Annotated in this window: 25 protein-coding genes and 1 pseudogene; 18 read left to right on the top strand and 8 right to left on the bottom strand. The window is 72.6% G+C overall.

Annotated features, from left to right (window positions below):
- The first annotated feature begins 78 nt into the window (after positions 1 to 78).
- Positions 79 to 912, top strand: coding sequence for a class I SAM-dependent methyltransferase (locus ACGFZK_RS04480; RefSeq protein WP_393847345.1), 834 nt, complete (start codon positions 79 to 81; stop codon positions 910 to 912).
- Between the two features lie 39 nt (positions 913 to 951).
- On the opposite strand, the gene ACGFZK_RS04475 is transcribed toward ACGFZK_RS04480, so the two are convergent.
- Positions 952 to 2,067 carry a YihY/virulence factor BrkB family protein gene (locus ACGFZK_RS04475; protein WP_393847344.1) on the bottom strand — a complete coding sequence of 372 codons (1,116 nt, stop codon included), beginning with the start codon at positions 2,065 to 2,067 and terminating at the stop codon, positions 952 to 954.
- A gap of 17 nt (positions 2,068 to 2,084) precedes the next feature.
- Between ACGFZK_RS04475 and ACGFZK_RS04470 the strand changes: the two genes are divergently transcribed.
- The 14 genes from ACGFZK_RS04470 to ACGFZK_RS04405 all read left to right on the top strand — a co-directional run bounded on the left by ACGFZK_RS04470 (position 2,085) and on the right by ACGFZK_RS04405 (position 15,710).
- Positions 2,085 to 3,728, top strand: a complete 1,644-nt coding sequence (locus ACGFZK_RS04470) for an acyl-CoA dehydrogenase family protein (RefSeq protein WP_393847343.1) — start codon at positions 2,085 to 2,087, stop codon at positions 3,726 to 3,728.
- Between the two features lie 356 nt (positions 3,729 to 4,084).
- Positions 4,085 to 5,347: a GAF domain-containing protein gene (locus ACGFZK_RS04465; RefSeq protein ID WP_393847852.1), complete on the top strand. Its 1,263-nt coding sequence runs from the start codon at positions 4,085 to 4,087 to the stop codon at positions 5,345 to 5,347.
- Between the two features lie 5 nt (positions 5,348 to 5,352).
- Positions 5,353 to 5,916 (top strand): GNAT family N-acetyltransferase, encoded by a 564-nt coding sequence (locus ACGFZK_RS04460; protein ID WP_393847342.1) that lies wholly within the window; start codon positions 5,353 to 5,355, stop codon positions 5,914 to 5,916.
- 212 nt (positions 5,917 to 6,128) lie between these two features.
- Complete coding sequence (locus tag ACGFZK_RS04455; RefSeq protein WP_312847410.1) at positions 6,129 to 6,212, top strand: putative leader peptide; 84 nt, start codon at positions 6,129 to 6,131, stop codon at positions 6,210 to 6,212.
- Positions 6,213 to 6,427: 215 nt separating this feature from the next.
- Entirely contained in the window at positions 6,428 to 8,134 is a 1,707-nt protein-coding gene (locus tag ACGFZK_RS04450) for a nitrite/sulfite reductase (RefSeq protein ID WP_393847341.1), read from the top strand.
- On the top strand, positions 8,131 to 8,310 hold the full coding sequence (locus ACGFZK_RS04445; protein ID WP_393847340.1) for a hypothetical protein: 180 nt from the start codon (positions 8,131 to 8,133) through the stop codon (positions 8,308 to 8,310). Before ACGFZK_RS04450 ends, ACGFZK_RS04445 begins: the two co-directional genes overlap by 4 nt.
- Positions 8,307 to 9,020, top strand: coding sequence for a phosphoadenylyl-sulfate reductase (locus ACGFZK_RS04440; protein WP_393847339.1), 714 nt, complete (start codon positions 8,307 to 8,309; stop codon positions 9,018 to 9,020). The genes ACGFZK_RS04445 and ACGFZK_RS04440 overlap by 4 nt, the downstream gene beginning before the upstream one ends.
- Before the next feature lie 32 nt (positions 9,021 to 9,052).
- Positions 9,053 to 9,598, top strand: coding sequence for an adenylyl-sulfate kinase (gene cysC, locus ACGFZK_RS04435; protein ID WP_393847851.1), 546 nt, complete (start codon positions 9,053 to 9,055; stop codon positions 9,596 to 9,598).
- Complete coding sequence (gene cysD, locus ACGFZK_RS04430; protein ID WP_393847338.1) at positions 9,595 to 10,536, top strand: sulfate adenylyltransferase subunit CysD; 942 nt, start codon at positions 9,595 to 9,597, stop codon at positions 10,534 to 10,536. Before cysC ends, cysD begins: the two co-directional genes overlap by 4 nt.
- 2 nt (positions 10,537 to 10,538) lie before the next feature.
- On the top strand, positions 10,539 to 11,879 hold the full coding sequence (locus tag ACGFZK_RS04425) for a sulfate adenylyltransferase subunit 1 (RefSeq protein WP_393847337.1): 1,341 nt from the start codon (positions 10,539 to 10,541) through the stop codon (positions 11,877 to 11,879).
- A 215-nt stretch (positions 11,880 to 12,094) separates the two neighbouring features.
- Complete coding sequence (locus ACGFZK_RS04420) at positions 12,095 to 13,237, top strand: aliphatic sulfonate ABC transporter substrate-binding protein (protein WP_393847336.1); 1,143 nt, start codon at positions 12,095 to 12,097, stop codon at positions 13,235 to 13,237.
- A gap of 34 nt (positions 13,238 to 13,271) precedes the next feature.
- Positions 13,272 to 14,066 carry an ABC transporter ATP-binding protein gene (locus ACGFZK_RS04415; protein WP_393847335.1) on the top strand — a complete coding sequence of 265 codons (795 nt, stop codon included), beginning with the start codon at positions 13,272 to 13,274 and terminating at the stop codon, positions 14,064 to 14,066.
- On the top strand, positions 14,053 to 14,949 hold the full coding sequence (locus ACGFZK_RS04410) for an ABC transporter permease (protein ID WP_393847334.1): 897 nt from the start codon (positions 14,053 to 14,055) through the stop codon (positions 14,947 to 14,949). The genes ACGFZK_RS04415 and ACGFZK_RS04410 overlap by 14 nt, the downstream gene beginning before the upstream one ends.
- Before the next feature lie 5 nt (positions 14,950 to 14,954).
- A complete protein-coding gene (locus ACGFZK_RS04405; RefSeq protein WP_393847333.1) occupies positions 14,955 to 15,710 on the top strand; it encodes a sirohydrochlorin chelatase in 756 nt (251 codons plus the stop codon).
- 3 nt (positions 15,711 to 15,713) lie between these two features.
- Here ACGFZK_RS04405 and ACGFZK_RS04400 read toward each other — a convergent pair whose 3' ends face one another.
- The 3 genes from ACGFZK_RS04400 to ACGFZK_RS04390 form a co-directional block, all read right to left on the bottom strand.
- Positions 15,714 to 16,010, bottom strand: a complete 297-nt coding sequence (locus ACGFZK_RS04400; protein WP_393847332.1) for a hypothetical protein — start codon at positions 16,008 to 16,010, stop codon at positions 15,714 to 15,716.
- A complete protein-coding gene (locus ACGFZK_RS04395) occupies positions 16,007 to 16,258 on the bottom strand; it encodes a low temperature requirement protein A (RefSeq protein WP_393847331.1) in 252 nt (83 codons plus the stop codon). Before ACGFZK_RS04395 ends, ACGFZK_RS04400 begins: the two co-directional genes overlap by 4 nt.
- Positions 16,259 to 16,396: 138 nt before the next feature.
- Positions 16,397 to 17,398: a ketopantoate reductase family protein gene (locus tag ACGFZK_RS04390; RefSeq protein ID WP_393847330.1), complete on the bottom strand. Its 1,002-nt coding sequence runs from the start codon at positions 17,396 to 17,398 to the stop codon at positions 16,397 to 16,399.
- A 44-nt stretch (positions 17,399 to 17,442) separates the two neighbouring features.
- On the opposite strand from ACGFZK_RS04390, the gene ACGFZK_RS04385 reads away from it, so the two are divergent.
- Positions 17,443 to 18,327: an aldo/keto reductase gene (locus ACGFZK_RS04385; RefSeq protein WP_393847329.1), complete on the top strand. Its 885-nt coding sequence runs from the start codon at positions 17,443 to 17,445 to the stop codon at positions 18,325 to 18,327.
- On the opposite strand, the gene ACGFZK_RS04380 is transcribed toward ACGFZK_RS04385, so the two are convergent.
- From ACGFZK_RS04380 to ACGFZK_RS04370, 3 genes are read right to left on the bottom strand one after another with little or no spacing between them, the layout of a single operon-like run.
- The gene (locus ACGFZK_RS04380) at positions 18,299 to 18,862 is read right to left on the bottom strand and encodes a DUF1697 domain-containing protein (protein WP_393847328.1); all 564 of its coding nucleotides are present in this window, start codon (positions 18,860 to 18,862) and stop codon (positions 18,299 to 18,301) included. The two genes, ACGFZK_RS04385 and ACGFZK_RS04380, sit on opposite strands and share 29 nt — an antisense overlap.
- Positions 18,859 to 20,079: a macrolide-inactivating glycosyltransferase gene (mgt, locus tag ACGFZK_RS04375; protein ID WP_393847327.1), complete on the bottom strand. Its 1,221-nt coding sequence runs from the start codon at positions 20,077 to 20,079 to the stop codon at positions 18,859 to 18,861. Before mgt ends, ACGFZK_RS04380 begins: the two co-directional genes overlap by 4 nt.
- A gap of 55 nt (positions 20,080 to 20,134) precedes the next feature.
- Positions 20,135 to 22,252 carry an FUSC family protein gene (locus ACGFZK_RS04370; RefSeq protein ID WP_393847326.1) on the bottom strand — a complete coding sequence of 706 codons (2,118 nt, stop codon included), beginning with the start codon at positions 22,250 to 22,252 and terminating at the stop codon, positions 20,135 to 20,137.
- Positions 22,253 to 22,462: 210 nt separating this feature from the next.
- Here ACGFZK_RS04370 and ACGFZK_RS04365 point away from each other — a divergent pair, with 210 nt between their 5' ends.
- Complete coding sequence (locus tag ACGFZK_RS04365; RefSeq protein ID WP_393847325.1) at positions 22,463 to 23,326, top strand: phosphotransferase enzyme family protein; 864 nt, start codon at positions 22,463 to 22,465, stop codon at positions 23,324 to 23,326.
- 237 nt (positions 23,327 to 23,563) lie between these two features.
- On the opposite strand, the pseudogene ACGFZK_RS04360 reads toward ACGFZK_RS04365, so the two are convergent.
- Positions 23,564 to 23,980, bottom strand: a pseudogene (locus ACGFZK_RS04360) (3'-5' exonuclease); the annotation flags it as partial.
- Positions 23,981 to 24,045: 65 nt separating this feature from the next.
- On the opposite strand from ACGFZK_RS04360, the gene ACGFZK_RS04355 reads away from it, so the two are divergent.
- Positions 24,046 to 25,524, top strand: coding sequence for a tyrosine-type recombinase/integrase (locus tag ACGFZK_RS04355; protein ID WP_393847324.1), 1,479 nt, complete (start codon positions 24,046 to 24,048; stop codon positions 25,522 to 25,524).
- Positions 25,525 to 25,537 lie beyond the last annotated feature (13 nt).

The following is a 25,537-nucleotide window of genomic DNA, read 5'->3' as shown; positions in this document are numbered from 1 at the left end:
GGTGGAGGATCGGTGGGGCGGCGGCGCCGATGCGGGCCGCGTCCGTCCCCTTTCCCCGCCCCGTGAAGAGGTCCGGCCGTGAATCCACCCGACGACGACCCGCCGCCGCGTCCCGACGGGGCGGCCGGCGGCCGCTACGGCGAGGCGGTGTTCCGGCCGGAGCTGGCGGGCGAGGACGACCGCATCGACCTCGGCGCGCTGGCCTACGACGACTTCACCCTGGCGCGGCTGCGCGCGCTGGGCGCCGGACCGGGCTGGCGCTGCCTGGACGTGGGCGCGGGCACGGGCACGGTCTCCCGGCTGCTCCTGGACCGGGCCGGGGTCACGGAGGTGCTGGCCGTCGACCGGGACACGGCCTTCCTCAGGGCCCACCCGGCGCCCGGGCTCACGCCCCTGGAGGCGGACATCACCGCCCTGGACTTCAGCCCGGGGCAGTTCCGGCTGGTCCACGCCCGGTTCGTCCTGATGCACCTGCGGAACTGGCCGAGGATGATCGGCAAGCTCGCCTCCCTGGTCGCCCCGGGCGGTGTCCTGGTCCTCGGCGACGCGGTCGACCTGACCACCCCCGCCGCGCCCACGACCACGTACGGCCGGGTGATGCGGGCGATGTGGGAGGGGCTGCGGGACAGCCTGGGCACCGACGTCTCCTGGGTGCCGGACTACCCCGTGCACCTGCGGGAGGCCGGTCTGCTGTCCGTGGGGGCCGAGATCCTCGTCCCGCCGCTGCTGCCCGGCAGCCCGATCAGCCGTTTCTGGGCCGGTACGTGGGACCGGGCGCGGGAGCCCATGACGGCCACCGGGCTGGTCGACGACGGGGAGATCGACGCGGCGATCCGCTACCTGGACTCGCCGGACTGCGCCGCGCTCTCCCCCGGCCTGCTCACCGCCTGGGGCGTGAAGGCACCGGTGTAGCGGTTCCTCGGTGCGTCGCGCCCTCGCTCCCTCGGTCCCTCAGTGCTTGCGCAACCGGGAGTGGTAGTCCTCGGGCGGCAGGAACTTCGACCACCGCTCCGGGAACTCCGACGGCATCCCTTCGTCCTCGTCGTCCTCCGACTCGCCCTCCGCCATCGCCCGCCAGGCGGCGGCCCGCGCGATCAGCTGGGCGGCCTCCGCCTCGCGCGCCCGCTCGTTCGCCTCGCGCGCCGACGCGGTGGCCACCGAGGGCCAGACGCGGTCGATCGCGGCGTTGACGGCGGCGCCGACCAGCACCGCGAAGGCCGAGATGCCGATCCAGAGCAGCACGGCCACGGGCGCGGCCAGCGATCCGTAGATCGTCGGGCCCTCCACGGTGTTGGTGAGGTAGATGCGCAGCAGGAACGAGCCCAGCACCCACATCGCGAGGGCCACCAGCGCCCCCGGCACGTCCTCGATCCACGGCGAGCGCACGGGCACGGACACGTGGTAGAGCGTCGTCAGGAAGGCGATGGACAGCAGGGTCACGGTCGGCCAGTACAGGACCGCGATCACTTCGGTGCCCCAGGGCACCAGCCGGACGACCGCGTCCGGGCCCACCACCATCAGCGGCAGCACGATCGCGCCGATCAGCAGCGCGATGATGTAGAGCAGGAAGGCCAGCAGCCGGGTCTTGACGATGCCGCGGTGGCCGTCGAGCCCGTACATCACGGTGATCGTGTCGATGAAGACGTTGACGGCGCGCGATCCCGACCAGAGGGCGAAGGCGAAACCGAGCGAGATCAGGTCGGGGCGGCCGCGCCCGGTGACGTCGTCGAGCAGGGGCCGTGCGATGTCGTTGACGCCCCGGTCGGACAGGACAGTGCCGACCGCCCGCAGGATGTTCTCCTCGATGCTTTCGACCGTCCGGGTGTCGGTCCAGCCGTCCACGTAGCCGAGCAGTCCGAGCAGACCCAGGAAGAGCGGGGGCAGCGAGAGCAGCGTGAAGAAGGCCGCCTCGGCCGCGAGCCCGAGGATCCGGTACTCGATGCACGAGTTGACGGTGTCCTTCAGCAGCAGCCAGCCCATTTTCCGCTTCGAGACGTTGCGGTAGAGGGCGCGGGCCCGGTGGAGCCGTCCTGGGATCCGCTCGGGTGTTTCTTTTGCTGGCTGCACGTCCTTACGGTATCCGCATGGCAGCCACCACCCACACAGTCAGCAACCAGGCCCCGCCCCTGGTGGGCTACGACGTCTACGGGGGCGATCGGGCCCTGACCGAGGGCGTCGAACGCCACCTCGCAGCCGCCGCTCCCGAACTCCGCGGCGAGGTAAGGCAGGAGCTCACGGACCTCGGTCGCGCGGCCGGTTCCGCCCAGGCCCAGGAATGGGGTGTGCAGTCGAACGAGAATCCGCCCAAGCTGCGGACGCACGACCGGTACGGCAACCGGATCGACGAGGTGGACTTCCACCCGGCCTGGCACCGGCTGCTCGGGCACGCCGTGGCCTCCGGGCTCACCGACGCCTGGGGGCGTCCGGCCGGGCATCTGCGCCGCGCCGCCGGGTTCTTCGTCTGGTCGCAGGCCGAGGCGGGGCACGGCTGCCCGATCTCGATGACGCACGCGGCGGTGCCCGCGCTGCGCGCCGATCCGTCGCTGGCCGCCGAGTGGGAGCCGCGGCTGACCTCGCACGTGTACGAGCAGGGGCTGCGGCCGGCCGCCGAGAAGGCCGGTGTGCTCTTCGGCATGGGGATGACGGAGAAGCAGGGCGGCAGCGACGTACGGGCGAACACGACGGCCGCGGTGCCGCTGGACGCGTCCGGCGAGTACCTGCTGACCGGGCACAAGTGGTTCTGCTCGGCTCCGATGTGCGACGGCTTCCTGGTGCTGGCGCAGGCACCGGGCGGGCTGACGTGCTTCCTGGTGCCACGGGTGCTGCCGGACGGGACGCGCAACGTCTTCGCGATCCAGCGGCTGAAGGACAAGCTGGGCAACAAGTCGAACGCGTCGAGCGAGGTGGAATTCGACGGGACCTGGGCGCGGCGGGTCGGTGAGGAGGGCCGGGGGGTGCGGACCATCATCGAGATGGTCGCGGCGACCCGGCTGGACTGTGTCATCGGCTCGGCCTCGCTGATGCGGCAGGCGCTGACGCAGGCGGTGCACCACACGGAGCACCGCTCTGCTTTCGGAGCACCGCTCATCGACCAGCCGCTGATGCGCAATGTCCTCGCCGACCTCGCCCTGGAGTCGGAGGCGGCAACCGTGCTGACCCTGCGCCTCGCGGCCGCGTACGACGCCGGGACCGAGCAGGAGAAGGCCTTCCTGCGCCTCGCGGTGCCCGCCGCCAAGTACTGGGTGACCAAGCGCTGTACGCCGATGGTGGCGGAGGCCCTGGAATGTCTGGGGGGCAACGGCTACGTAGAGGAGTCGGGGCTGCCGAGACTGCTGCGCGAATCCCCGCTCAACTCCATCTGGGAGGGCTCGGGCAACGTGCAGGCGCTGGACGTACTGCGCGCCCTCCAGCGGGAGCCGCAGGCGCTCAACGCCTTCCTCCAGGAGGTGGGCCTGGCCCGGGGCGCCGACCACCGGCTGGATTCGGCCATCAAGGACCTGCTGACGGATCTCGCCGACCTGGAGGGCATCGAGGCGCGGGCCCGCCGCGTGGTCGAGCGCATGGCGCTGGTGCTCCAGGGATCGCTGCTGGTGCGGTGGGCCCCGCCGGAGGTCGCGGACGCCTTCTGCGCCTCACGGCTGGGCGGTGACTGGGGTACGGCCTTCGGCACGCTGCCGCACAGCCTGGACCTGCGTGCGGTGGTGGAACGGGCGCGGATCACGGGCTAGGAGGGAGCCCTCGTCGGGCTCCACCGCGGTCCCCAAACCGCTCCCGGCCGGGATCCGGGCCCGTCGACCGGTACAGGGGTGGCGCCGCGCCGACTCGGCACCACCCCTGATCCGAAGCCCCGAGGAGGAGCCGGACGCCGCTCTGCGGCGTCCGGACAGTTTCGGTCGGCCGACCGGGACTTGGCGAGGGTTGCAGACCGTTGCAACCTTTGAGTCGGCAGCCGTCCGTCGGGGTGCCCGGGGAAGCGTTGTGCGCGGTCCGCCCGGGCGGCTTGCGTCGTACGTCCTGTTCGCACGGGGAGGTTCCGGTGGCCGACACCACAGGCAGCACGGTCGATGTGGCACGCATCTCGGCCATGGACGCGCGGGCGGCGGCGCGTCTCCTCAAGGGGGTGAGGGCGGCGGCGCTGGCCGGGGACCGCCCGCCGGCCGCGCCGAGACCGGAGATCGCGGAATCGTGGCGCCGGATGCTGGCCGGCGGGGTGCACCCGGACCGGGACGCGCGCTCACGGATGCTGTCGGCCGCCGAGACCGAGGAGCGGCGGCACGTGTCGCCGCTGCGGGAGATCCTGCCGGTGCTGCGCGAGGGGCTGCTGCCCGCCCTGGACGAGGCCCTGCACATCATGGTCGTCGCGGACGCGGACGGCCGGCTGCTGTGGCGGGAGGGCCACTCCTCCATCCTGCGCAAGGCGGACCGGCTCGGCTTCGCGGTCGGGGCCGACTGGGACGAGGCCGTCGTCGGCACGAACGGGGTGGGCACCGCCCTGGTGGCCCGGCGCCCGGTGCAGGTGTTCTCGGCCGAGCACTTCGTCTCCAGCCACCACGACTGGACCTGCGCCGGGGCGCCCGTACGGGACCCGCGGGACGGGCGGCTGCTGGGCGTGGTCGACGTCAGCGGGCCGCTGGCCACCATGCACCCGGCGACCCTGGCGTGGGTGAGCTCGGTGGCCCGGCTCGCGGAGCGGGAGCTGCGGCTGCGGCACCTGGAGTCGCTCGAGCGGCTGCGGACGGTGGCGGCCCCCCTGCTGGCGCGGCTGCCGGGGCGGGCGCTGGCGGTGGACCGGAACGGCTGGACGGCGGCGGTGACGGGCCTGGCCCCGGCGGACCGGATCCCGCTGCCGAAGACCTTCGGTCCGGGCCGGGTGTGGGTGCCACCGCTCGGGGAGTGCGTGGTGGAGGCGCTGCCCGGCGGCTGGCTGCTGCGGGTCGCGCCGGACCGTGCGAGTGCGGCGGCGACCCGGATCGTCCTGGACCTCAGCCGGGCGCGCTGCTGGTCGGCTACGGTGTACGGGCCCTCCGGGAGCTGGTCGCAGGAGCTGAGCCCGCGCCACGCGGAGCTGCTGTTCCTGCTGGCGGAGAGCCCGCGGGGGCGCTCGGCGGCGGAGCTGGCCGAGGAGCTGTTCGGGGACCCTACGCGCACGGTGACGGTCCGGGCGGAGCTGTCCCGGGTACGCCGCCACCTGGCGGGCGTCCTCGCCCACCGGCCGTACCGCTTCGCGGAGGACGTGGAGGTGGAGCTGATCCGCCCCCGGGACCCGGCGGCGCTGCTCCCGCACTCCACGGCCCCGGCGGTGGTCCGGGCCCGCCTGGGCCGGACGGGACCCGGCATGGTTCCCTGAGCTGCATGAGCACCCTTACCCTCACCACCTGGTCGCTGGAGATGACCTCTCCGGCGGACCTCGTCCCGGCGGCTCCGGCGGGCCCGGAGATATCCATCGTGCGGTCGGAGGTCCCCTCCCCCGAGTTCAGCCGCTTCCTGTACGCGTCGGTGGGCGGCGACATCCACTGGACGGACCGGCTGTCCCTGACCCGCGCGCAGTGGGTGGAGCAGCTGGGCCGGTCGGGCGTGGAGACGTGGGTGGCGTACGACCGGGGCACGCCGGCCGGGTACGTGGAGCTCGACCCGCAGGACGACGGTGTGGTGGAGATCATGTACTTCGGTCTCCTCCCCGACTTCCGCGGCCGCCGCATCGGGGGGCACCTGCTGTCGGTGGGCGTCGACCGGGCGTGGTCCCTCGCGGAGCGCTGGCCGGAACGGGAGCGGACCCGCCGGGTCTGGGTCCACACGTGCAGCCAGGACGGCCCGACGGCGATGAGCAACTACGAGCGGCGCGGCTTCAAGGTCTTCAAGACGGAGACGGAAGAGAAGGAAGACACCCCGGCCCCCGGCCCCTGGCCCGGCGCGTAGCCCCTCCGGGGCCGCGGGGGCCCGCCGGGTGCGGCGCCGCCGCGGGGGCTCCGCCCCCGAGCCCCCGCTCCTCAAACGCCGAGGGGCTGAAATCAAGCCCCGCAGGCCTTCGGTGCGTGACCCCCGTCACGTCGTCCCATGATGTGGGACGAGTTCGTCCGGATCCTGGACAGTAGTGGACTCCTCCAATCGGCACATGACACGCTTCCGCCATGAATGGAGCTGGAATTGCCTTGGTGAGTCGGCGGCACGTCGACCTCGGCCGCATGTCCAGCGCCATCTGTCCGGCGCGCTGACGGAACCAGCCACGCCGCACATCGCCGTCGTCCCCGCCGCCGCGGACGCGCCGATCACCCGCTAGCCCCCTGAGGCCGTAGTACCGCCCTGCCCGCCGGCAACCCCGGCGCGGAGCGGGAATCAGCCACACCCGCTCGGAGCCGCCGAGCCCGCAGGGGAGCGCCGCCGCCTCCCCCTGCCCTTGCCTCGAGCCGCCGAAGAAGGACGTACCGCCATGGCCGCCACCCCCGAAACGCCCGCAGCCGCACCCGCAGCCGCCGCGCGCCGCAAGACCGGCCGTCACCGCGGTGAGGGCCAGTGGGCCGTCGGACACCACACGCCCCTCAACGGCAACGAGCAGTTCAAGAAGGACGACGACGGTCTCAACGTGCGGACACGCATTGAGACGATCTACTCCAAGCGCGGCTTCGACTCGATCGACCCCAACGACCTGCGCGGCCGTATGCGCTGGTGGGGCCTGTACACCCAGCGCAAGCCCGGGATCGACGGCGGCAAGACCGCGATCCTGGAGCCGGAGGAGCTGGACGACGAGTACTTCATGCTGCGCGTCCGCATCGACGGCGGCCGGCTGACCACCGAACAGCTCCGTGTGATCGGCGAGATCTCCGAGGAGTTCGCGCGCGGCACCGCCGACCTCACCGACCGCCAGAACGTGCAGTACCACTGGATCCGGATCGAGGACGTCCCGGAGATCTGGCGCCGGCTGGAGGCCGTCGGCCTCTCGACCACCGAGGCCTGCGGTGACACGCCCCGCGTCATCCTCGGCTCGCCCGTCGCCGGCATCGCGCTGGACGAGATCATCGACGGCACGCCCGCCATCGACGAGATCTACCGCCGCATCGTGGGCAACAAGGACTTCTCCAATCTGCCCCGCAAGTTCAAGTCCGCGATCTCCGGCTCGCCGCTGCTCGACGTGGCGCACGAGATCAACGACATCGCGTTCGTGGGCGTGAACCACCCCGTGCACGGCCCCGGCTTCGACGTCTGGGTCGGCGGCGGCCTCTCCACCAACCCCAAGCTGGGTGTGCGCCTGGGCACCTGGGTCTCGCTCGACGAGGTCCCGGACGTCTACGAGGGCGTCATCTCGATCTTCCGTGACTACGGCTACCGCCGGCTGCGCAACCGCGCCCGCCTGAAGTTCCTCGTCGCCGACTGGGGCCCGGCCAAGTTCCGCCAGGTCCTGGAGGACGAGTACCTGCAGCGCAAGCTGACCGACGGCCCCGCGCCCGCGCAGCCGAGCGGCCAGTGGCGCGACCACGTGGGCGTCCACCAGCAGCAGGACGGCAAGTTCTACGTCGGCTTCGCGCCCCGCGTGGGCCGCGTCGACGGTGCCACCCTGACCAAGATCGCGGACGTGGCCGCGCAGCACGGCTCCGGCCGCCTGCGCACCACCGCCGAGCAGAAGATGATCGTGCTCGACATCGAGGCCGACCAGGTCGACTCGGTCGTCGAGGCGCTGGAGGCGCTGGACCTGCGGGTCAAGCCGTCCCCGTTCCGCCGCGGCACGATGGCCTGCACCGGCATCGAGTTCTGCAAGCTGGCCATCGTCGAGACCAAGGCGCGCGGCGCCTCGCTGATCGACGAGCTGGAGCGCCGCCTGCCGGACTTCGCCGAGCCGCTCACCATCAACATCAACGGCTGCCCGAACGCCTGCGCCCGTATCCAGGTGGCGGACATCGGTCTCAAGGGCCAGCTGGTCCTGGACGACGACGGCAACCAGGTGGAGGGCTACCAGGTCCACCTGGGCGGCGCCCTCGGCCTGGAGGCCGGCTTCGGCCGCAAGGTCCGCGGCCTCAAGGTCACCGCGGCCGGTCTGCCCGACTACGTCGAGCGGGTCGTCAGGCACTACGAGGAGCAGCGCGAGGACGGCGAGCGCTTCGCGGCGTGGGTCGCCCGCGCGGACGAGAAGAGCCTCTCGTGAGCGAGCGCGCCGCACCGTTCTACTGCCCGTACTGCGGCGACGAGGACCTGTTTCCCAACGAGACGGGCCACGGCGCGTGGGAATGCAGGGCCTGCAACCGAGCCTTCCAGCTGAAGTACCTCGGGCTGCTGGCCCGGGGTGTCCAGTCGGAATCAGCGGGAGGGGACGGGATATGACCACCACTCAGGACAGGCGTCTCACAGCCGGGGAACTCAAGGCGCTGGCCGAGCAGGCGGGCCGGGACCTGGAGGACGCCTCCGCATCGGACATCCTGCGCTGGGCGGCCGACACCTTCGGCAAGCGGTTCGCCGTGACCTCCTCCATGGAGGACGCGGTCGTCGCGCACCTGGCCTCGCAGGTCTTCCCCGGTGTGGACGTGGTCTTCCTCGACACGGGCTACCACTTCGAGGAGACCATCGGCACCCGTGACGCGGTCGAGGCGGTGATGGACGTCAACGTCATCACCCTCACCCCGCGCCGGAGCGTCGCCGAGCAGGACGCCGAGTACGGCCCGAAGCTGCACGACCGGGACCCCGACCTGTGCTGCGCGCTGCGCAAGGTCAAGCCGCTGGAAGAGGGCCTGACCGCCTACACCGCGTGGGCCACGGGCCTGCGCCGCGACGAGTCCCCGACCCGGGCGAACACCCCGGTGGTCGGCTGGGACGAGAAGCGGCAGAAGGTCAAGGTCTCCCCGATCGCCCGCTGGACCCAGGACGACGTGGACGCGTACGTCGCCGAACACGGCGTACTCACCAACCCGCTGCTGATGGACGGTTACGCCTCCGTCGGCTGCGCCCCCTGCACGCGCCGCGTCGCCGAGGGCGAGGACGCGCGGGCCGGCCGCTGGGCCGGGCTGGGCAAGACCGAGTGCGGACTGCACGGCTGATGACGGACAGCAGAGAACTGACGGAGAAGCAGATGAGCGTGAGCGACCAGGGCGCCACCGTGTGGCTGACCGGGCTGCCGAGCGCGGGCAAGACCACCATCGCCTACGCGCTGGCCGAGCGGCTGCGCGCCGAGGGCCACCGCGCGGAGGTGCTCGACGGGGACGAGATCCGCGAGTTCCTCTCCGCCGGCCTGGGCTTCACCCGCGAGGACCGGCACACCAACGTGCAGCGGATCGGCTTCGTCGCCGAGCTCCTCGCGAGCAACGGCGTCAAGGCGCTGGTGCCGGTGATCGCACCGTTCGCGGACAGCCGTGAGGCCGTCCGCAAGCGGCACGCCGCCGAGGGCACCTCGTACCTGGAGGTCCACGTGGCCACCCCGGTCGAGGTCTGCTCGGAGCGTGACGTCAAGGGCCTGTACGCCAAGCAGGCGGCGGGCGAGATCTCCGGTCTGACCGGGGTCGACGACCCGTACGAGGCGCCGGAGTCCCCGGACCTGCGTATCGAGTCGCACACGCAGACCGTGCAGGAGTCGGCTTCGGCCCTGCACGCGCTGCTCACCGAGAGGGGTCTGGCATGACCACGGCCGCACACCCGCACACCGATTCCGGCTCCGACGCCCCGTACGCGCTGTCGCACCTCGACGCGCTGGAGTCCGAAGCCGTGCACATCTTCCGCGAGGTGGCGGGCGAGTTCGAGAAGCCGGTGATCCTCTTCTCCGGCGGCAAGGACTCCATCGTCATGCTGCACCTGGCGCTGAAGGCGTTCGCGCCGGCCCCGGTGCCGTTCACGCTGCTGCACGTCGACACGGGCCACAACTTCCCCGAGGTGCTGGAGTACCGCGACCGCACGGTCGAGAAGCACGGTCTGCGCCTGCACGTGGCCTCCGTCCAGGAGTACATCGACGCGGGCAAGCTGCGCGAGCGTCCCGACGGCACCCGCAACCCGCTGCAGACCGTGCCGCTGACGGAGGCGATCCAGAGCCTCAAGTTCGACGCCGTCTTCGGCGGCGGCCGGCGCGACGAGGAGAAGGCCCGCGCCAAGGAGCGGGTGTTCAGCCTCCGCGACGAGTTCTCGCAGTGGGACCCGCGCCGCCAGCGCCCCGAACTGTGGCAGCTCTACAACGGCCGCCACGCCCCCGGCGAGCACGTGCGCGTCTTCCCGCTCTCGAACTGGACCGAGCTGGACGTCTGGCAGTACATCGCCCGCGAGGGCATCGAGCTGCCGGAGATCTACTTCGCCCACGAGCGCGAGGTGTTCCAGCGGGGCGGCATGTGGCTGACGGCCGGCGAGTGGGGCGGTCCGAAGGAGAGCGAGACGCCGCAGACGCGTCTCATCCGCTACCGCACCGTCGGTGACATGTCCTGCACCGGCGCCGTCGACTCCGACGCCGCCTCGCTGGACGCCGTGATCGCCGAGATCGCCGTCTCCCGCCTCACCGAGCGGGGCGCGACCCGCGCCGACGACAAGATGTCCGAGGCCGCGATGGAAGACCGCAAGCGCGAAGGGTACTTCTAGACATGACCAGCACCACCGAGCAGTTCGCCGATCTGTCGGCGACCACGCTGCTGCGCTTCGCGACCGCCGGTTCCGTCGACGACGGCAAGTCCACCCTGGTGGGCCGGCTGCTGCACGACTCCAAGTCGGTCCTGACCGACCAGATGGAGGCCGTCGAGGCCGTCTCCGCCCAGCGCGGCCAGGAGGCCCCCGACCTCGCGCTGCTGACCGACGGCCTGCGGGCCGAGCGGGAGCAGGGCATCACCATCGACGTCGCGTACCGCTACTTCGCCACCGCGCGCCGCCGGTTCATCCTCGCGGACACCCCGGGGCACGTGCAGTACACCCGGAACATGGTCACCGGCGCCTCCACCGCCGACCTGGCCGTGGTCCTGGTCGACGCCCGCAACGGTGTGATCGAGCAGACCCGCCGGCACGCGGCCGTGGCCGCGCTGCTGCGCGTCCCGCACGTGGTCCTGGCCGTCAACAAGATGGACCTGGTGGGCTACCAGGAGTCGGTCTTCGCGGCGATCGCCGAGGAGTTCACCGCGTACGCCTCGGACCTGGGCGTCCCGGAGATCACCGCGATCCCGATCTCGGCGCTGGCCGGCGACAACGTGGTGGACGCCTCCGCCAACATGGACTGGTACGGCGGCCCCACCGTGCTGGAGCACCTGGAGACCGTCCCGGTCAGCCACGACCTCACGGCCTGCCCGGCGCGCTTCCCGGTGCAGTACGTGATCCGTCCGCAGTCCGCCGAGCACCCCGACTACCGCGGCTACGCGGGCCAGATCGCCTCCGGCGTGCTGCGCGTCGGCGAGGCCGTGACCGTCCTGCCGTCCGGCCGGACCTCGGTCATCGAGGGCATCGACGCGCTCGGCGAGAGCGTGGACATCGCCTGGGCCCCGCAGTCGGTGACGCTGCGGCTGAAGGACGACATCGACATCTCGCGCGGCGACCTGATCGCGCCGTCCGCGAGCGCCCCGGCCACCACGCAGGACGTCGAGGCGACGGTCTGCCACGTGGCCGACCAGCCGCTGGCCGTCGGCGCCCGGGTGCTGATCAAGCACACGACGCGCACGGTCAAGGCGATCGTCAAGGAGATCCCCTCGCGGCTGACCCTGGACGACCTGTCCCAGCACCCGAACCCCGGGCAGCTGGTGGCCAACGACATCGGCCGCGTCGTCGTCCGTACCGCCGAGCCGCTGGCGCTCGACGCGTACGCCGACTCGCGCCGCACCGGGTCCTTCCTGCTGATCGACCCGGCCGACGGAACCACCCTGGCGGCAGGCATGGCGGGCGAGTCCTTCGCCTCCAAGGCCGAGACCACCGTCCAGGCCGACGAGGAAGGTTGGGACTTCTAACTCATGCTTCCCGACATCTACTCCACCTTCGCGAAGGAGGGCGGCCGCGTGGGCAGCGGCGCCCTCGGCAGCGGCCAGGGAGGGGTGGCGCGATGTGCGCGATGACGTACGCGCACCGCATGCGCGCCCACACCCCCCACGAGCCGTACCCGCCCTTGCTCCACAAACGAAGACGTGCGTCATGAGATGACGCCGTCACGAGAGGAAGCCCTCCCGTGCCTGCCACCGCCACCACCCGTCGGACGCGTACCACCCGCACCACCCTCCGCCGCAGCGTCGTCGCCGCTGCCGCCCTGCCGCTCCTGATCGGTGCGCTCGCCTCCTGCGGCTACGGCTCCGAGGCCAAGAAGGACGAGCCGAAGGCCGCGGACGTCGCGGACACGGGCAAGAAGCTCTCCGCCGCCGAGGTCCGCATCGGGTACTTCCCGAACCTGACGCACGCCACCGCGCTCGTCGGCCTCCAGGAAGGCCTCATCGAGAAGGAACTGAACGGCACCAAGATCAAGCCGCAGTCCTTCAACGCCGGTCCCTCCGAGATCGAAGCCCTCAACGGCGGCTCTCTCGACATCGGTTTCATCGGCCCCTCGCCGTCGATCAACGGCTACGTGAAGTCCAAGGGCTCGAACCTGCGGATCATCTCCGGTTCCGCCTCCGGCGGCGTCAAGCTCGTCGTGAACCCGGACAAGATCAAGACCCTGGACGACGTCAAGGGCAAGAAGATCGCCACCCCGCAGAAGGGGAACACGCAGGACGTCGCGTTCCTCAACTGGATCGGCACCAAGGGCTGGAACGTCGACCCGGAGTCCGGCAAGGGTGACGTCTCCGTCGTCCGTACGGACAACAAGGTCACCCCGGACGCCTTCAAGCAGGGCTCGATCGACGGCGCCTGGGTGCCGGAGCCCACGGCCTCCAAGCTCGTCTCCGAAGGCGGCTCCGTCCTCCTCGACGAGACCGACCTGTGGCCCGACAAGAAGTTCGTGATCACGAACATCATCGTGTCCCAGAAGTTCCTCAAGGAGCACCCGGACGTGGTCGAGGCGGTCCTCAAGGGCACCGTGAAGACCAACGAGTGGATCAACGCCAACCCGGACAAGGCCAAGGCCTCCGCGAACGCGAAGCTCGAGGCGGAGGGCGGCAAGCCGCTCGACGCGAAGGTCATCGACCCGGCGTGGCCCAGCATCGCGATCACCGACGACCCGCTGGCCTCGACGCTGAAGACGCAGTCGGAGTGGGCGGTCAAGGCCAAGCTCATCGAGCAGCCCGAACTGTCCGGCATCTACGACCTCACGCTCCTGAACAAGGTGCTGAAGGCCGCCGGCAAGCCCGAGGTCTCCGACGCCGGTCTCGGCGCCAAGTAATCCCGCAATCCAGCAATCCCAGGAGGTGACGACCATGGCCACCACACTTGCCAAGGCTGCCGAGGGCTCCGTCGCGGAGCAGACGCACGCTGCCCGCATCGAGCACGTCTCGAAGTCCTTCTCCGGCCCGGCCGGATCGCAGCTCGTCCTGGACGACATCAGCCTCGATGTCGCTCCCGGAGAGTTCGTCACCATCCTGGGTGCCTCGGGATGTGGAAAGTCCACCCTGCTGAACCTGGTCGCGGGTCTGGACAAGCCGTCCGCGGGGTCCATCGCGACCCCCGGCGGCCGTCCGGCCCTGATGTTCCAGGAGCACGCCCTCTTCCCGTGGCTGACCGCGGGCAAGAACATCGAACTCGCCCTGCGCCTGCGCGGGGTGGCCAAGGCCGAGCGCCGCCCGGAGGCCGAGCGGCTGCTGGAGCTGGTCCGGCTCGGCGGCTCGTACGGCAAGCGCGTGCACGAGCTGTCCGGCGGTATGCGCCAGCGCGTGGCCCTGGCCCGGGCCCTCGCCCAGGACAGCCGGCTGCTGCTGATGGACGAGCCGTTCGCGGCGCTCGACGCCATCACCCGGGACGTGCTGCACGGCGAGCTCACCCGCATCTGGGCCGAGACCGGGCTGTCCGTCCTGTTCGTCACCCACAACGTGCGCGAGGCCGTCCGCCTCGCCCAGCGCGTGGTCCTGCTCTCCTCCCGGCCCGGCCGGGTCGCGAAGGAATGGACCGTGGACATCCCGCAGCCGCGCCGCATCGAGGACGCGGACGTCGCGGAACTGTCCCTCGAGATCACTGAACACCTGCGTGGGGAGATCCGCCGCCATGGCCAGCACTGACACCACTCCGAAGGCCACGGGCAAGAACGACGACCTGGCCGGCCTGGAGGCGGGCCTCGACGCGCTCGACGCGGTCCAGACCCACCGCACCCCGGTCCGGGAGATCCTCGTCAAGAAGGTCCTCCCGCCGGTCCTGGCCGTGAGCCTGGTGCTCGTGGTCTGGCAGGTCCTCGTCGCGACCGAGGTCACCGAGGAGACCAAGCTGCCCGCGCTGTCCGCGGTGTGGGACAGCCTGTCCGACATGTGGCTCAAGGGCACGCTGCTCGAAGTCATCTGGACCAGCGTCTCCCGCGGTCTGCTCGGCTTCCTGCTGGCCCTGGCCATCGGCACGCCGCTCGGCCTGCTCGTCGCCCGGGTGAAGTTCGTCCGCGCCGCCATCGGCCCGATCCTGCAGGGCCTGCAGTCGCTGCCGTCGGTGGCCTGGGTGCCGCCGGCCGTCCTGTGGTTCGGCCTGAACGACGCGATGATGTTCACGGTGATCCTGCTGGGCGCCGTCCCCTCCATCGCCAACGGCCTCGTCTCCGGCATCGACCAGATCCCGCCGCTCTACCTGCGGGCCGGCCGCACCCTGGGTGCCACCGGTCTGCGCGGGGCCCGGCACATCGTGATGCCGGCCGCGCTGCCCGGCTACCTGGCCGGTCTGAAGCAGGGCTGGGCCTTCTCCTGGCGCTCGCTGATGGCCGCCGAGATCATCGCCTCCTCGCCGGACCTGGGCCTGGGCCTCGGCCAGTTGCTGGAGAACGGCCGCAACAACATCGACCTGCCGGGCGTGTTCCTCGCGATCATCCTGATCCTGGTGGTCGGCATCGCCATCGACCTGCTGATCTTCAGCCCGGTCGAGCGGTGGGTGCTGCGCAGCCGCGGCCTGCTGGCGAAGAGCTGATCGCCGTGTCCCGCGCACTCCTGGTCATCGCCCACGGCAGCCGCGACCCGCGGCACGCGGCGACCGTGCACGCCCTCACCGGGCGGGTGCGGGCGCTGCGGCCGGGGCTGCGCGTGGAGACGGCCTTCCTGGACTTCAACACCCCGTCGGTGGGGCAGGCCCTGTCCTCGCTCTACCTCTCCGGCGTACGGGAGGTCGTGGCGCTCCCGCTGCTGCTGACCCGCGCCTTCCACGCGAAGTCCGACATCCCGGCGGCCCTCGCCGAGTCGACCTCGCGCCTGCCGGGGCTGTCGGTGCGGGTGGCGGACGTCCTCGGACCGTCCCCGCTCCTGCTGACCGCCCTCGAACGCCGGCTCTCCGAAGCCGGCCTCACCCCGGCGGACCGCGCCACCACCGCGGTGGTACTCGCGTCCGCCGGCTCCACGGACCCGGAGGCGATCGCAGTGATCGCTGAAACCGCGCGGGAGTGGCGGCACACCGGTTGGTGCGCCGTGCGGCCTGCGTTCGCCTCCGCTGCACTGCCCCGTACGGAGGACGCCGTACGGGCCCTGCGGGCCGAGGGCTTCGAGCGGGTGGCGGTGGCCCCGTACGTCATCGCCCCGGGCCGCCTCCCGGACCGCATCGCGGCCGGCGCGCAGGCGGCGGGCGCGGACGTCGTCGCGGACGTCCTGGGCGCGGCCCCGGAACTGGCCCGGCTGCTGCTGCGCCGCTTCGACGCGGCCGCGACGGCCCCGGCCCGGCTGGCCGCACTGACTGCATGACCGTCAGGCGGCGGCCGCTTTGCGGCGGCGGGCCGAGAGGGTGCGGGCGTACAGCAGGTGGGCGATCGCCTCGGCGGCGGGCAGCAGGACCAACAGCCAGGGCGCGAGGGCGTTCGGGGCCACGGCCACCAGGACCGGGATCGCGATGCCCGGCACGGCCCGGACCGCCACGCCCGGGACGCACCGGCCGAAGCGCAGGGCGGTCACGGCGTGGGCCGCGTGGTGGAGGGCGAGGCCCCCGGCCAGGGCCCAGACCGCGGTGGCCAGCCCGGCCGCCCTGCAGGGGATCCCGGCGGTCACGAAGTAGTGGAGGAACCCGGCGACGTCGCGTGCCAGCAGGTAGGCCCGCGCGCCCTGGCCGAGCCGAGGACGAGCTCTGCCGACGTGGAGCCGAAGTCGAAGTACGACCACCACAGCGCGGCCGGCAGCGCGAACCCGAGCACGGCCACGGCTCCGGCGCGGGCGGTCCACGTGTCGTCCGTCGAGGTCACCAGCCCCCGTACGGACTCGCCGAGCACGATGACGACGAACAGCCCGACCCGCTCCACCCCAGGTGCCCCCCGCCCGGCGCACCGCCGGGTCATCCGAATGGGTCAGGGCTCACGCCGGGGCACTGCCCACGCGCAGGCACTGCTCACAGCCGGGCACGGCCCCCGCCGGGGGCGGTTCTCACGCCCCGGCTGCGTTCACGCGCGGGCGGCGGCCTCGTCGGCGAGGGCCGTCAGGTCCTCGATGGACATCGCACCCGGCGGCAGGCCCTCGCGCGCGAAGATGTTCGCGGCGTGCCGCAGGACGTCGTTCACCGGGGTCGGCACCCCGTGGAGACGGCCCAGCAGGGAGATCTCCCCGTTGAGGTAGTCCGCCTCGACCGAGCCCGTCCCCCGGGCCAGGCTCTGCCAGGACGAGCCGCCCCGCACGCCCGCCGGCTGGTCCACCTTGCCGTCGCGGGCCACCGACTGCTCGGCGTCCGAGGCGTACGCGATGGCCGCCGCCCCGAAGGCGGCCTTCCCCTCGCGGACGGCTCGCAGCAGCAGCGCCGCCTTCGCCGGATCCGGCTCCGGGCCGGTCGTCGCCTGGATCGCGTTGCCCAGGTTCCCCAGCAGCTTCGCGTACTTCCACCGCATCACGTCCTCGGCCTGCGGCGCCTCGAAGCCGGCCTTGCCGAGGTCCGCCGCGACGGCCCGGGTCACGGCGTCCGTGCCGCCGGCCGCCCGGCCCAGGTGCAGGATGCCGGTCAGCGGCGCGCACAGCGCCGAGACCACGCCCGGCTCGAGGAAGGTGGCGGGCAGCCATACGCACACCCCGTACACGCGCGCGAAGCGCCGTAGGGCCAGCCGCTCGCTCTCCACGCCGTTCTGCGCGCACAGCACCGGCAGTCGCTGCGCCGCGGTGCCGCCGCCCGCGACCTCCGTGTCGCCCCACGCGTCGAGCGCGGCGATGGCGTCCTGGGTCTTCACGGTCAGCAACAGAACGTCGTCGGGCCGCAGTTCGCCCAGTTCGGCCGGTCCGGTGACCACGGGCAGCCGGTGCACCCGGGTCCCGTCGGCCGTCGTGAGCCGCAGCCCGTCGGCCCGCAGGGCCTGCGCGTGCGCGCCGCGGGCGACGAGGACGACCTCGCCGCCCGCCTCCGCGAGCCGTCCGCCGATGGTGGCGCCGACCGCGCCCGCGCCGATGATGATGTAACGCATGCCACGAGCCTGGCACATCCCGCCCCCTGGGTTACCGTCGGGGCATGGTGAACGGGGTACTGGATCTCGGCGGGGAGCTGCCCGTGCGGCGGCTCGGGCTCGGCACGGGCGGCCTGGTCGGCCCCGGCTACTGGGGTCCGCGCGGCGGGCGGGCCGAGGCCCGGGCGCTCCTGACAGCGGCGGTGGAGCGCGGGGTCACCCTCATCGACACCGCCGACAACTACGGCCCCGAGCTGGCCGAGGAGCTGATCGCCGAGGCCCTGCACCCGTACCGGGAGGGGCTCGTCGTGGCCACGAAGGGCGGGGTGGTGCGCACCGGCCCCGACCGGTGGCATGCGGCGGGCCGCCCCGAGCAGTTGCGGGCCCAGTGCGAGGCGAGCCTGCGGCGGCTGCGGGTGGACCGGATCGACCTCTACCAGCTGCACCGTTTCGACCCTGCCGTGCCGATGGCCGAACAGCTGGGCGCGCTGGCGCAGTTGCGGGCGGCGGGCCTGATCCGGCACATCGGGCTGGACACCGTCACCGCGCCGCAGCTGCGGTCGGCGCTGGAGTCGACCCCGATCGCCTCGGTGCAGAACCCGTACAACCTGCTGGACCGCGGCTCGGCGGAGGTGCTCGCGCTGTGCGAGGCGCACGGGATCGCCTTCCTCCCGTACTACCCCCTGGGCAGTGGCGCCCTGACCCGCGAGAACGCGGCCGCCCTCACTTCGGTGGCGGCGGCCCACGGGGCGAGCGCGGGCCGGATCGCCCTGGCGTGGCTGCTGCACCACTCCCCGGTCCTGTGCCCGGCTCCGGGCACAGGTTCCCTCGTACACCTGGCGGAGAACCTGGAGGCGGCGGCGATCCGGCTCACGGCGCGCGAGGTGGAACTGCTGGACGCGCTCGCCCGAGGCCGGGGGGTCAGGCGCCGGTCAACTCCACGAGTTTGACGACGGTGTTCCAGTTGCGGGTGGTCACGTCGAGGCCCTTGACGACGGCGGGTCTGGCGAGTGCCTCGGCGAGCTTGGAGCGGCCCAGGCCGTCGGGAGCGTAGAGGTACACGACGCGGTCGCCGACCCGGTACTCCTCGGGGAGGTACGAGGCTTCGACGAGCGCGGCGAAACGCTCCGGGCCGGGCTGCCGGGAGCAGAAGGTGGCGTGCAGCTGCTTGCCCTCCAGCTCCGCGGCCGGGAACGGGCAGGCCCCGAGGACGGCCCGCAGGTACGCGCCGTCCAGTACGAGGCACGCCACCCGGAAGCCGAAGTGGGCCTCGATGGCCGCCTCCAGCTCCCGGGCGAGCGCCGCCGGGTCCTGCTCCGTGCTGCTGAAGACGGCGTTGCCGCTCTGCAGGTACGTCTGCACGTCGCCGTGGCCGAGTCCCTCCAGCACGGAGCGCAGCTCCGCCATCGGGACCTTCCTGCTCCCGCCGACATTGATCCCGCGCAGCAGCGCCGCGTACTTCTTCGTGATGGCCTTCTTCGTCATGAGCGCACCCTAGGGGGTGTCAGTTCGGCCTCGATGAGGTCGGCGGCCTGCCGGGTGCCGCCCTCGGTGGCCATCTGCGCGCGGACGGCCCCGGCGCGGGCGGCGACCTCGGGGTCGGCGACCAGCTCGAGGACCGCCTCGCGCAGGGTGGTGGCGTCCGCCTCCGCCATCGGGACGTGGCGGGCCACGCCCAGCGAGACGAGCATGTCGGCGTTGCCGAACTGGTCGACGGCCTGCGGGACGGCGATCATCGGGGTGGCGGTGGCGAGCCCCTCCTGGCTGCCGCCGGCGCCCGCGTGGGTGATGAAGGCGTCGGCCTGGCGCAGGATGTCCAGCTGGGGGACCCATCGGTGGACCTCCGCGTTGGCCGGGACCGCGCCCAGCTCGGCCTCGTCGGTGAACTTGCCGATCTGGAGGACGACGTACCAGTCGGGCAGGTCCGCGAAGGCCTCGAGGCAGGCGCGGTAGAAGGCGGGCTGCTTGGTGAAGGCGGAGCCGAGCGAGACGAGCACGACCTTCTTGCCCTCGGCGGCCGCGGGCCGGTGCCAGCCGCCCCGGGTCGCACTGCGGTCGCCCTGACAGGCCCCGACGAAGGTGTGTACGGAGGTGTCGACGCGGTCGGCGTGCGGCTGGAGCGCCCTCGGGATCAGGACGAGCCCGCGGCGCGGGCGGCCCTGGAAGCGGTCGACCTGGTCGCCGAGGCCGTTCTCGGTGAGCCAGGCCGCGAAGGCCGCGTAGTACGCCTTGCCGCGCTCGGAGGCCTTCAGCCCGGCGAACATCGGCTCGGCCACCTCCTGCTCGTACCCCTCCCATGCGACGAGGTTCGGGGAGAGGGAGACGGCGGGGACTCCCCAGCGGTGGGCGAGTGCGGGCGCGGGGTAGGAGGTGATGTCGTGCAGGACGAGGTCCGGCTCGTCGCCCTCGAAGGCGGCGGCGAGCTGCGGGAGCGCCTGGACGGCGTCCTTCAGGAAGGGCTCCAGGTTGTCGATGAGCTCGGTGCCCCAGGCCTCCGGGTCGTCGTCGGTGGGGAGGGTGGAGGTGTAGATCACGGGCGTGGCACCGGTCTCCGCGATCTTGTCGGCGAACGAGGCGGGGATGGCGTAGCTGACGCGGTGGCCACGGGCCACGAGTTCGCGGATCACCTCGATGCTCGGGTTCACGTGCCCGTGGGCGGCGATGGAGAACATGGCGATGTGGGCGGGCTTGGCTGCGGTCATGATCGCACCATAAGCGAGACGATACGTCTCGTGCAACGTCTTTGCCTCGGGCCGGTCAGCCGGGACCACCGCCCGCCTTGCCGGACGGGCGGGCGCCGGACGCCGTCATGCGGTTCACGTCGACGGCCAGCGAGTCCAGCCAGACCAGGGCGGAGTAGAACCGCGGCGGGGCGGCACCCACCGGGTCGTCCCCGGCCTCCCCGGGGCCCGGCAGTGGACCCCGCGGGGCGTCCGCGCCGTTCGCAGGATCCGGGGCGCGCGGCCAGGTCCCGGCCCGTTCCGCCGCCCAGCGCATCCGGCCGGCCACCCCCTCCGCCCGGCCGTCCAGCAGCGCGCTGTCCTGCGGATCGACGGCCGGTCCTCCGCGGCCGAGCAGCCGCCGCGAGCCCCACAGCACGTGATGGCCCGTCATCATGGCCGCCTGCCAGTCACGGTCGGGGGCGTCGGGGCCGGCGGGCGGCCGCGGCTCGCTCTGATGCTGCGCCCACGCGGACTCGGCCAGCACCAGGGCGTGCTGGAGCGGTTCGTCGTCCGGTGTGCGCCCCGGCCCGCCCGCCACCACGGCGGCCGTGGTGTGCTCGACCGTCTCGGCCTCCCGCGTCAGGAGCAGGGCGACCGCCCGGTGCAGCTCCCGCTGCGCGCCGCGCGGCCAGGCCAGCAGCCCGAACACGACCCCGATCATGCTGCCGATGATCACGTCGAGCAGCCTGACCTCGGCGAGCTGCCACGTCACGGGCGCCAGCTGCGCGAAGACGAAGGCCACGACCAGGGTGAACATGCCCTGGGCCCAGCCCACGCCCCGCACCGGCCCCACCCGGAACGCCGTGAGCATCACGACCGGCAGGACGATGGCGTAGATGGTGGTGTGGCCCCCGATCACGGCCAGCAGGAGCGCCGTGAGGGTCGCTCCGAGCAGCGTTCCGGCGAGGGCCACCCGTACGGTCGCCCGGGTCTGGGCGGCCGTGGTCCGGGTCAGGCTGAGGACCGCGAGCATCGCCCAGAAGCCGTGCGGCAGCGAGTCCACGCCCGCGATCGTACGGGCCGCCGCGAGCGCGAGGCTGATGCGCACGGCGTTCTGGAAGTGCACGGACCGGCGGTCGGCGTTTCCCGCGAGCCGGTGCCACCACAGGCGCGGCGCGAGCTGGCCGGCGTACCAGAAACGGCGGGCGTCGCTGTCGTCCGGGAGCCGGGCGTGCCGGCCCCGTACGGCCAGTTCGGACGCCGTCGCCAGAGCCTGCGCGGCGTCCGCCACCTCCAGCACCGCCGCCCGGCGGCGGCCGGGCGCCGGGGTCGTGGGGGGCTCCCGCGAGGCCGCGGACCCGGCCTCCTCCCGTACCCGGCGCAGGGTGTCGGCCGCGGCGGTCGAGTCCCCCGTGCCGGTCAGCAGGGCCGCGGTCTCGGTCGTGGCCCCGCCGACCGCGGCCAGCACCCCGGGCTCGTGCTCCGTCGGAAGCGGGCCCGGGGGCGGCGGGGGCAGGCTCACCACGCGGCCCAGCAGCGCACGGGCGGCCAGGCCCGCATGGGTGAGGGCGCGGTCCCGCAGGCCCGGCCCGGCAGGGCGGTCGGCCTCGTCGACATGGAAGGGCCGCAGCGCCTCGCCGGCCGCCCGGGCCTGCTCCGCGGAGGCGGCCGAGAGCGTGTACGGCGCGCGGCCCAGCTCGGCGGCGCACCGGGCGGCGGTCTGCGCCGCGTCGGCGGCCAGCCGGCGGTAGGAGGGCCCTGGCCGCTCGGGCAGCACGTAGAGCTCGGCGAGGACCAGCAGCATGAGGCCGAAGGTGGCCCCCACGAGCCGTTCGCCCAGGGTGTCCGGGGCGTACGGCGGGAAGCACGGCAGGATGTAGAGCAGTTGCAGCCCGGGCGTGGCGCCCGCCGCACGGGGCCCGGCCGCCGCCACGAAGGCCAGGGCGAAGCCGATCAGGAACATGCCGGCCACGGCGCTCCAGGTCCGGATCGCGAGGTGGGTACCGAGGGTCAGCAGCACCCAGGCCACGGGCGTCGTCCTGACCATGACGGCCGCCCGCTGGCGTCCGGTGCCGGGGATGTGGGAGAGGGCGGCCATCGACACCACGGCGAACAGCGCGTACGTCGCCGCGACCGGCCGGTCCAGCGCGTACAGGCACACGAAGAACGAGACGCACGCGGAGAGGGTGGTGCGCAGGGCGCGCCGTGTCACCACCGCGGGGCCGCGGTCGGCGGATCCGGCCCGTCCGTCGTGTTCAGCGCGTCCGTCGTGTTCAGCGCGTCCGTCGTGTTCAGCGCGTCCGTCGTGTGCAGCGCGTCCGTCGTGTGCAGCGCCCATGACTACAGGATCGGGCCACCCGCCGGAAGCCACCACATACTGACGGGCGACAGTGGATCCACGGTGAGGGGCGGGGCCGGCGGTATGGACGAGGCGCGGGCGAGGAACGTACTGGCGGCAGCGGGCCTGCCCCGGGGCGCGCCCGGGGAGGCGGCCCTCCTCGCGCTCGGCGAGAACGCGGTCTTCGCCGTCGGCGACCTGGTGGTGAAGGTGGGCCGGGAGGCGGCGCTGCTGGAGCGGGCCGAGCGGGAGCTCGCGGTGTCCGGCTGGCTGGCCGCCTGCGGGGTCCCGGCGGTCCGCGCGGCCGAACCGAAGCCGCGGCTGGTGGACGGGCACCCGCTGACCCTCTGGCACCGGCTGCCGGAGGCGGTCCGGCCGACCGGACCCGCGGACCTGGCGGCGCTGCTGCGCCTCGTGCACGCGCTGCCCGAGCCGCCGTTCGCCCTGCCCGCCCGGGACCTGCTGGGCGGGGTCGAGCGCTGGCTGCGGCTGGCGGGGGACGCCGTCGACCCGGCCGACGCCGCCTATCTGCGGGCCCGCCGGGACGCCTACACCGGCGAGGTGGCGGCCCTGACCCCGCGGCTGGCCCGGGGCCCGATCCACGGCGACGCCCTGCCGCGCAACGTCCACGTGGGCCCGGACGGCCCGGCCCTGGTCGACCTGGAGACCGTGTCGGCCGATCTGCGCGAGCACGACCTGGTGGTGATGGCGCTCTCCCGCGACCGGTACGGCATGCCCGCCGGTGAGTACGAGGCCTTCGTGGCGGCGTACGGATGGGACGTGCGTGACTGGGCCGGCTGCGCGGTCCTGCGCGGCGCCCGGGAGACGGCCAGCTGCGCCTGGGTCGCCCAGCACGCCCCCGCGAACCCGAAGGCACTGGCCGAATTCCGCCGCCGCGTGGCCTCCCTCAGGGACGGCGACCGGGAAACGCAGTGGCGTTCGTTCTAGGGGTGTCCTGCCCTGCGCCCGCGGGCGCAGGGCAGGACACCCCGTTCCGGCTCTACGACGTGTAGTAGCCGGCCACGTCGGCGATCAGGTGTACCGATCCCGCGTGGTTGTAGAAGCTGACCTTGCCGTTCACGACGGGGACGACGACCAGGTTCGGAATCGTCTGCCCCGCGGTGAAATTCAGGTTCGACGCACTCGTACGGGTCCGCCCGTCCGCCTTTCACGCGGGGCGGCCGATCAGGCCGGGACCAGGCCCCGCAGCGGCCAGGCCGCGTCGATCACCGCGTCCGGGGTGCCCTGACGGCGCAGGTAGGACTGGAAGTCCCGGGCCCAGCGCGCGTGCCAGCTGCTCTGCTGCGCGTGCAGGTCGGCCGGGGTGAGCGCGGCCACCTCCGGATGGCGCTCGGCTATCGCGCGGGCCACCTGGACCGCGGCCAGCGCGTCCGCCCCCGCGTCGTGCGCGTCGTCGAGGGTGACCCCGTACACCCCGCAGACCGCCTCCAGGGTCCGCTTGCCCCGCCGGTAGCGGTCCACGGCCCGGTCGATGGTCAGCGGGTCCACCACCGGCCCGGTCTGTGCCCCGCCCAGCCGGTCGGCCAGCGACGGCAGCCCGTGCCGGGCCAGTTCGGCCGTCAGCAGGGTCAGGTCGAAGGCCTTATCCACGCACAACCGTGTCTCACGATCCCCCATGTCGTTGATGGGTCAGGGGGTGCGATCAGATGGAGATCTTCTTCACCGACCCGGATGCGCTGGAAGCCGCCGGGGTAAGCGACGCGACGAAGGCGCTCGCACGGCACGGATTACATGCCGGTGCACCGTTCATCCTCAGCGATGACGGCAGCTACGACATCCAACTCAACCGATTCCTGTGGTCCTTGCCGACCCTCGGGGTGAGGTCGGCACATTCCTGGCGTGCCTATGCTCTGGACCTGCTGACCTGGGGACGGTTCCTCCAGGAACATCGCGGCAAGACCCTGTGGCACGCCGACCGTGACGACGTCACCGCCTTCCATCGAGCCCGGCGGGTCTCTCCCGATCCGACACAGGTTGTCTCGGCCTCGACCTGGAACCGGGGCGTCGCTGCCGTGGACAAGTTCTACACATGGGCGGTGGACGAGGCTCTGATCGAGCGAACGCCGTTCAAGTACTACGAGAGCTCGCGGCGCACTGGCTCCGGGCAGCATGTACGCGTCCGCAACAACCGTGCAGTAGAGAAAGCCGCCAAACGCGGAAACGTGAAGTTCCTTTCCGTTCCCCACTACGCGGCCTTCCGCGACATCGGCCTACGGGGTCAGCTGCGGACGGGCACCGCTGATTCGAGCTTCCGAGGCCGTAATGCGGAGCGAAACGTCGTCATGGCCGAGCTGCTGGTCACCACTGGCTTGCGCATCGAGGAGGCCGCCTCGCTCTGCTGGCCGGAACTCCCGGCCCTGGACGGCCAGAGGAACACGAAGAGCGTGCCCTTCGACCTGGCGCCGCCGACTGCCAAGCGGGACAAGGGACGCAAGATCCTCTTGCCCCGTCGAGTCCTGCGCGCCGTGGCCGACTACGTGGAGATCGAGCGCTCCCTGATGCTGGACCGCTGGCGTGCCCGCGGCTGTCCGCTGCCTGCAGGCGCGGTGCTGGGGAGTCAAGCCGACCGGCGAGGTGTGCGGGTACCTATGAAAGACGGCAGGCTCCGAAGGGTCCCCTGGTCACGTCTGCCGCCGGCACTCCGATCCCGCCTGTACCTCGTTGACGATCAGGGCCGTTCCCTCGGCCCGGCGTGCGTCTGGCTCGGCCAGGAAGGGCGACCCGTGTCTCTGTCGGCCTGGGAGTCGGTCTTCGTGCGGGCCTCGGAGAGGTGCCGCACGCGCGGGATCGACGTCGACGCCACACCCCACGTCCTCAGGCACACCTTCGCCGTGCATCTGCTGTCCGCGTTGATCCAGGAACAGATCGGCTCGGTGGAGAAGGGCGAGATGAGCGACGGCGTGTACCGACGCATCATCGGCGACCCACTCGATCACCTTCGCCGTCTGTTGGGGCATTCCTCGATCACCACGACGTACATCTACCTCGACTGTACCGACCAGGCCCAGGCTCTGATCGACGGCGCGGTGGATGCCTGGACGTCCGAGGTCGTAGACACGGCACATCACGTGTCGCATCAGATCGACAACTCCTCTGCTCAGGCACCGGGAGCGAACCCGTGGTAGGCCGGGGGCGGCG

It is taken from the genome of Streptomyces sp. NPDC048257 (assembly GCF_043201855.1).
Taxonomy (GTDB): Bacteria; Actinomycetota; Actinomycetes; order Streptomycetales; family Streptomycetaceae; genus Streptomyces.
The sequence above is the reverse complement of the archived record's forward strand: the minus strand, read 5'-3'. Positions and strand labels throughout refer to the sequence as shown.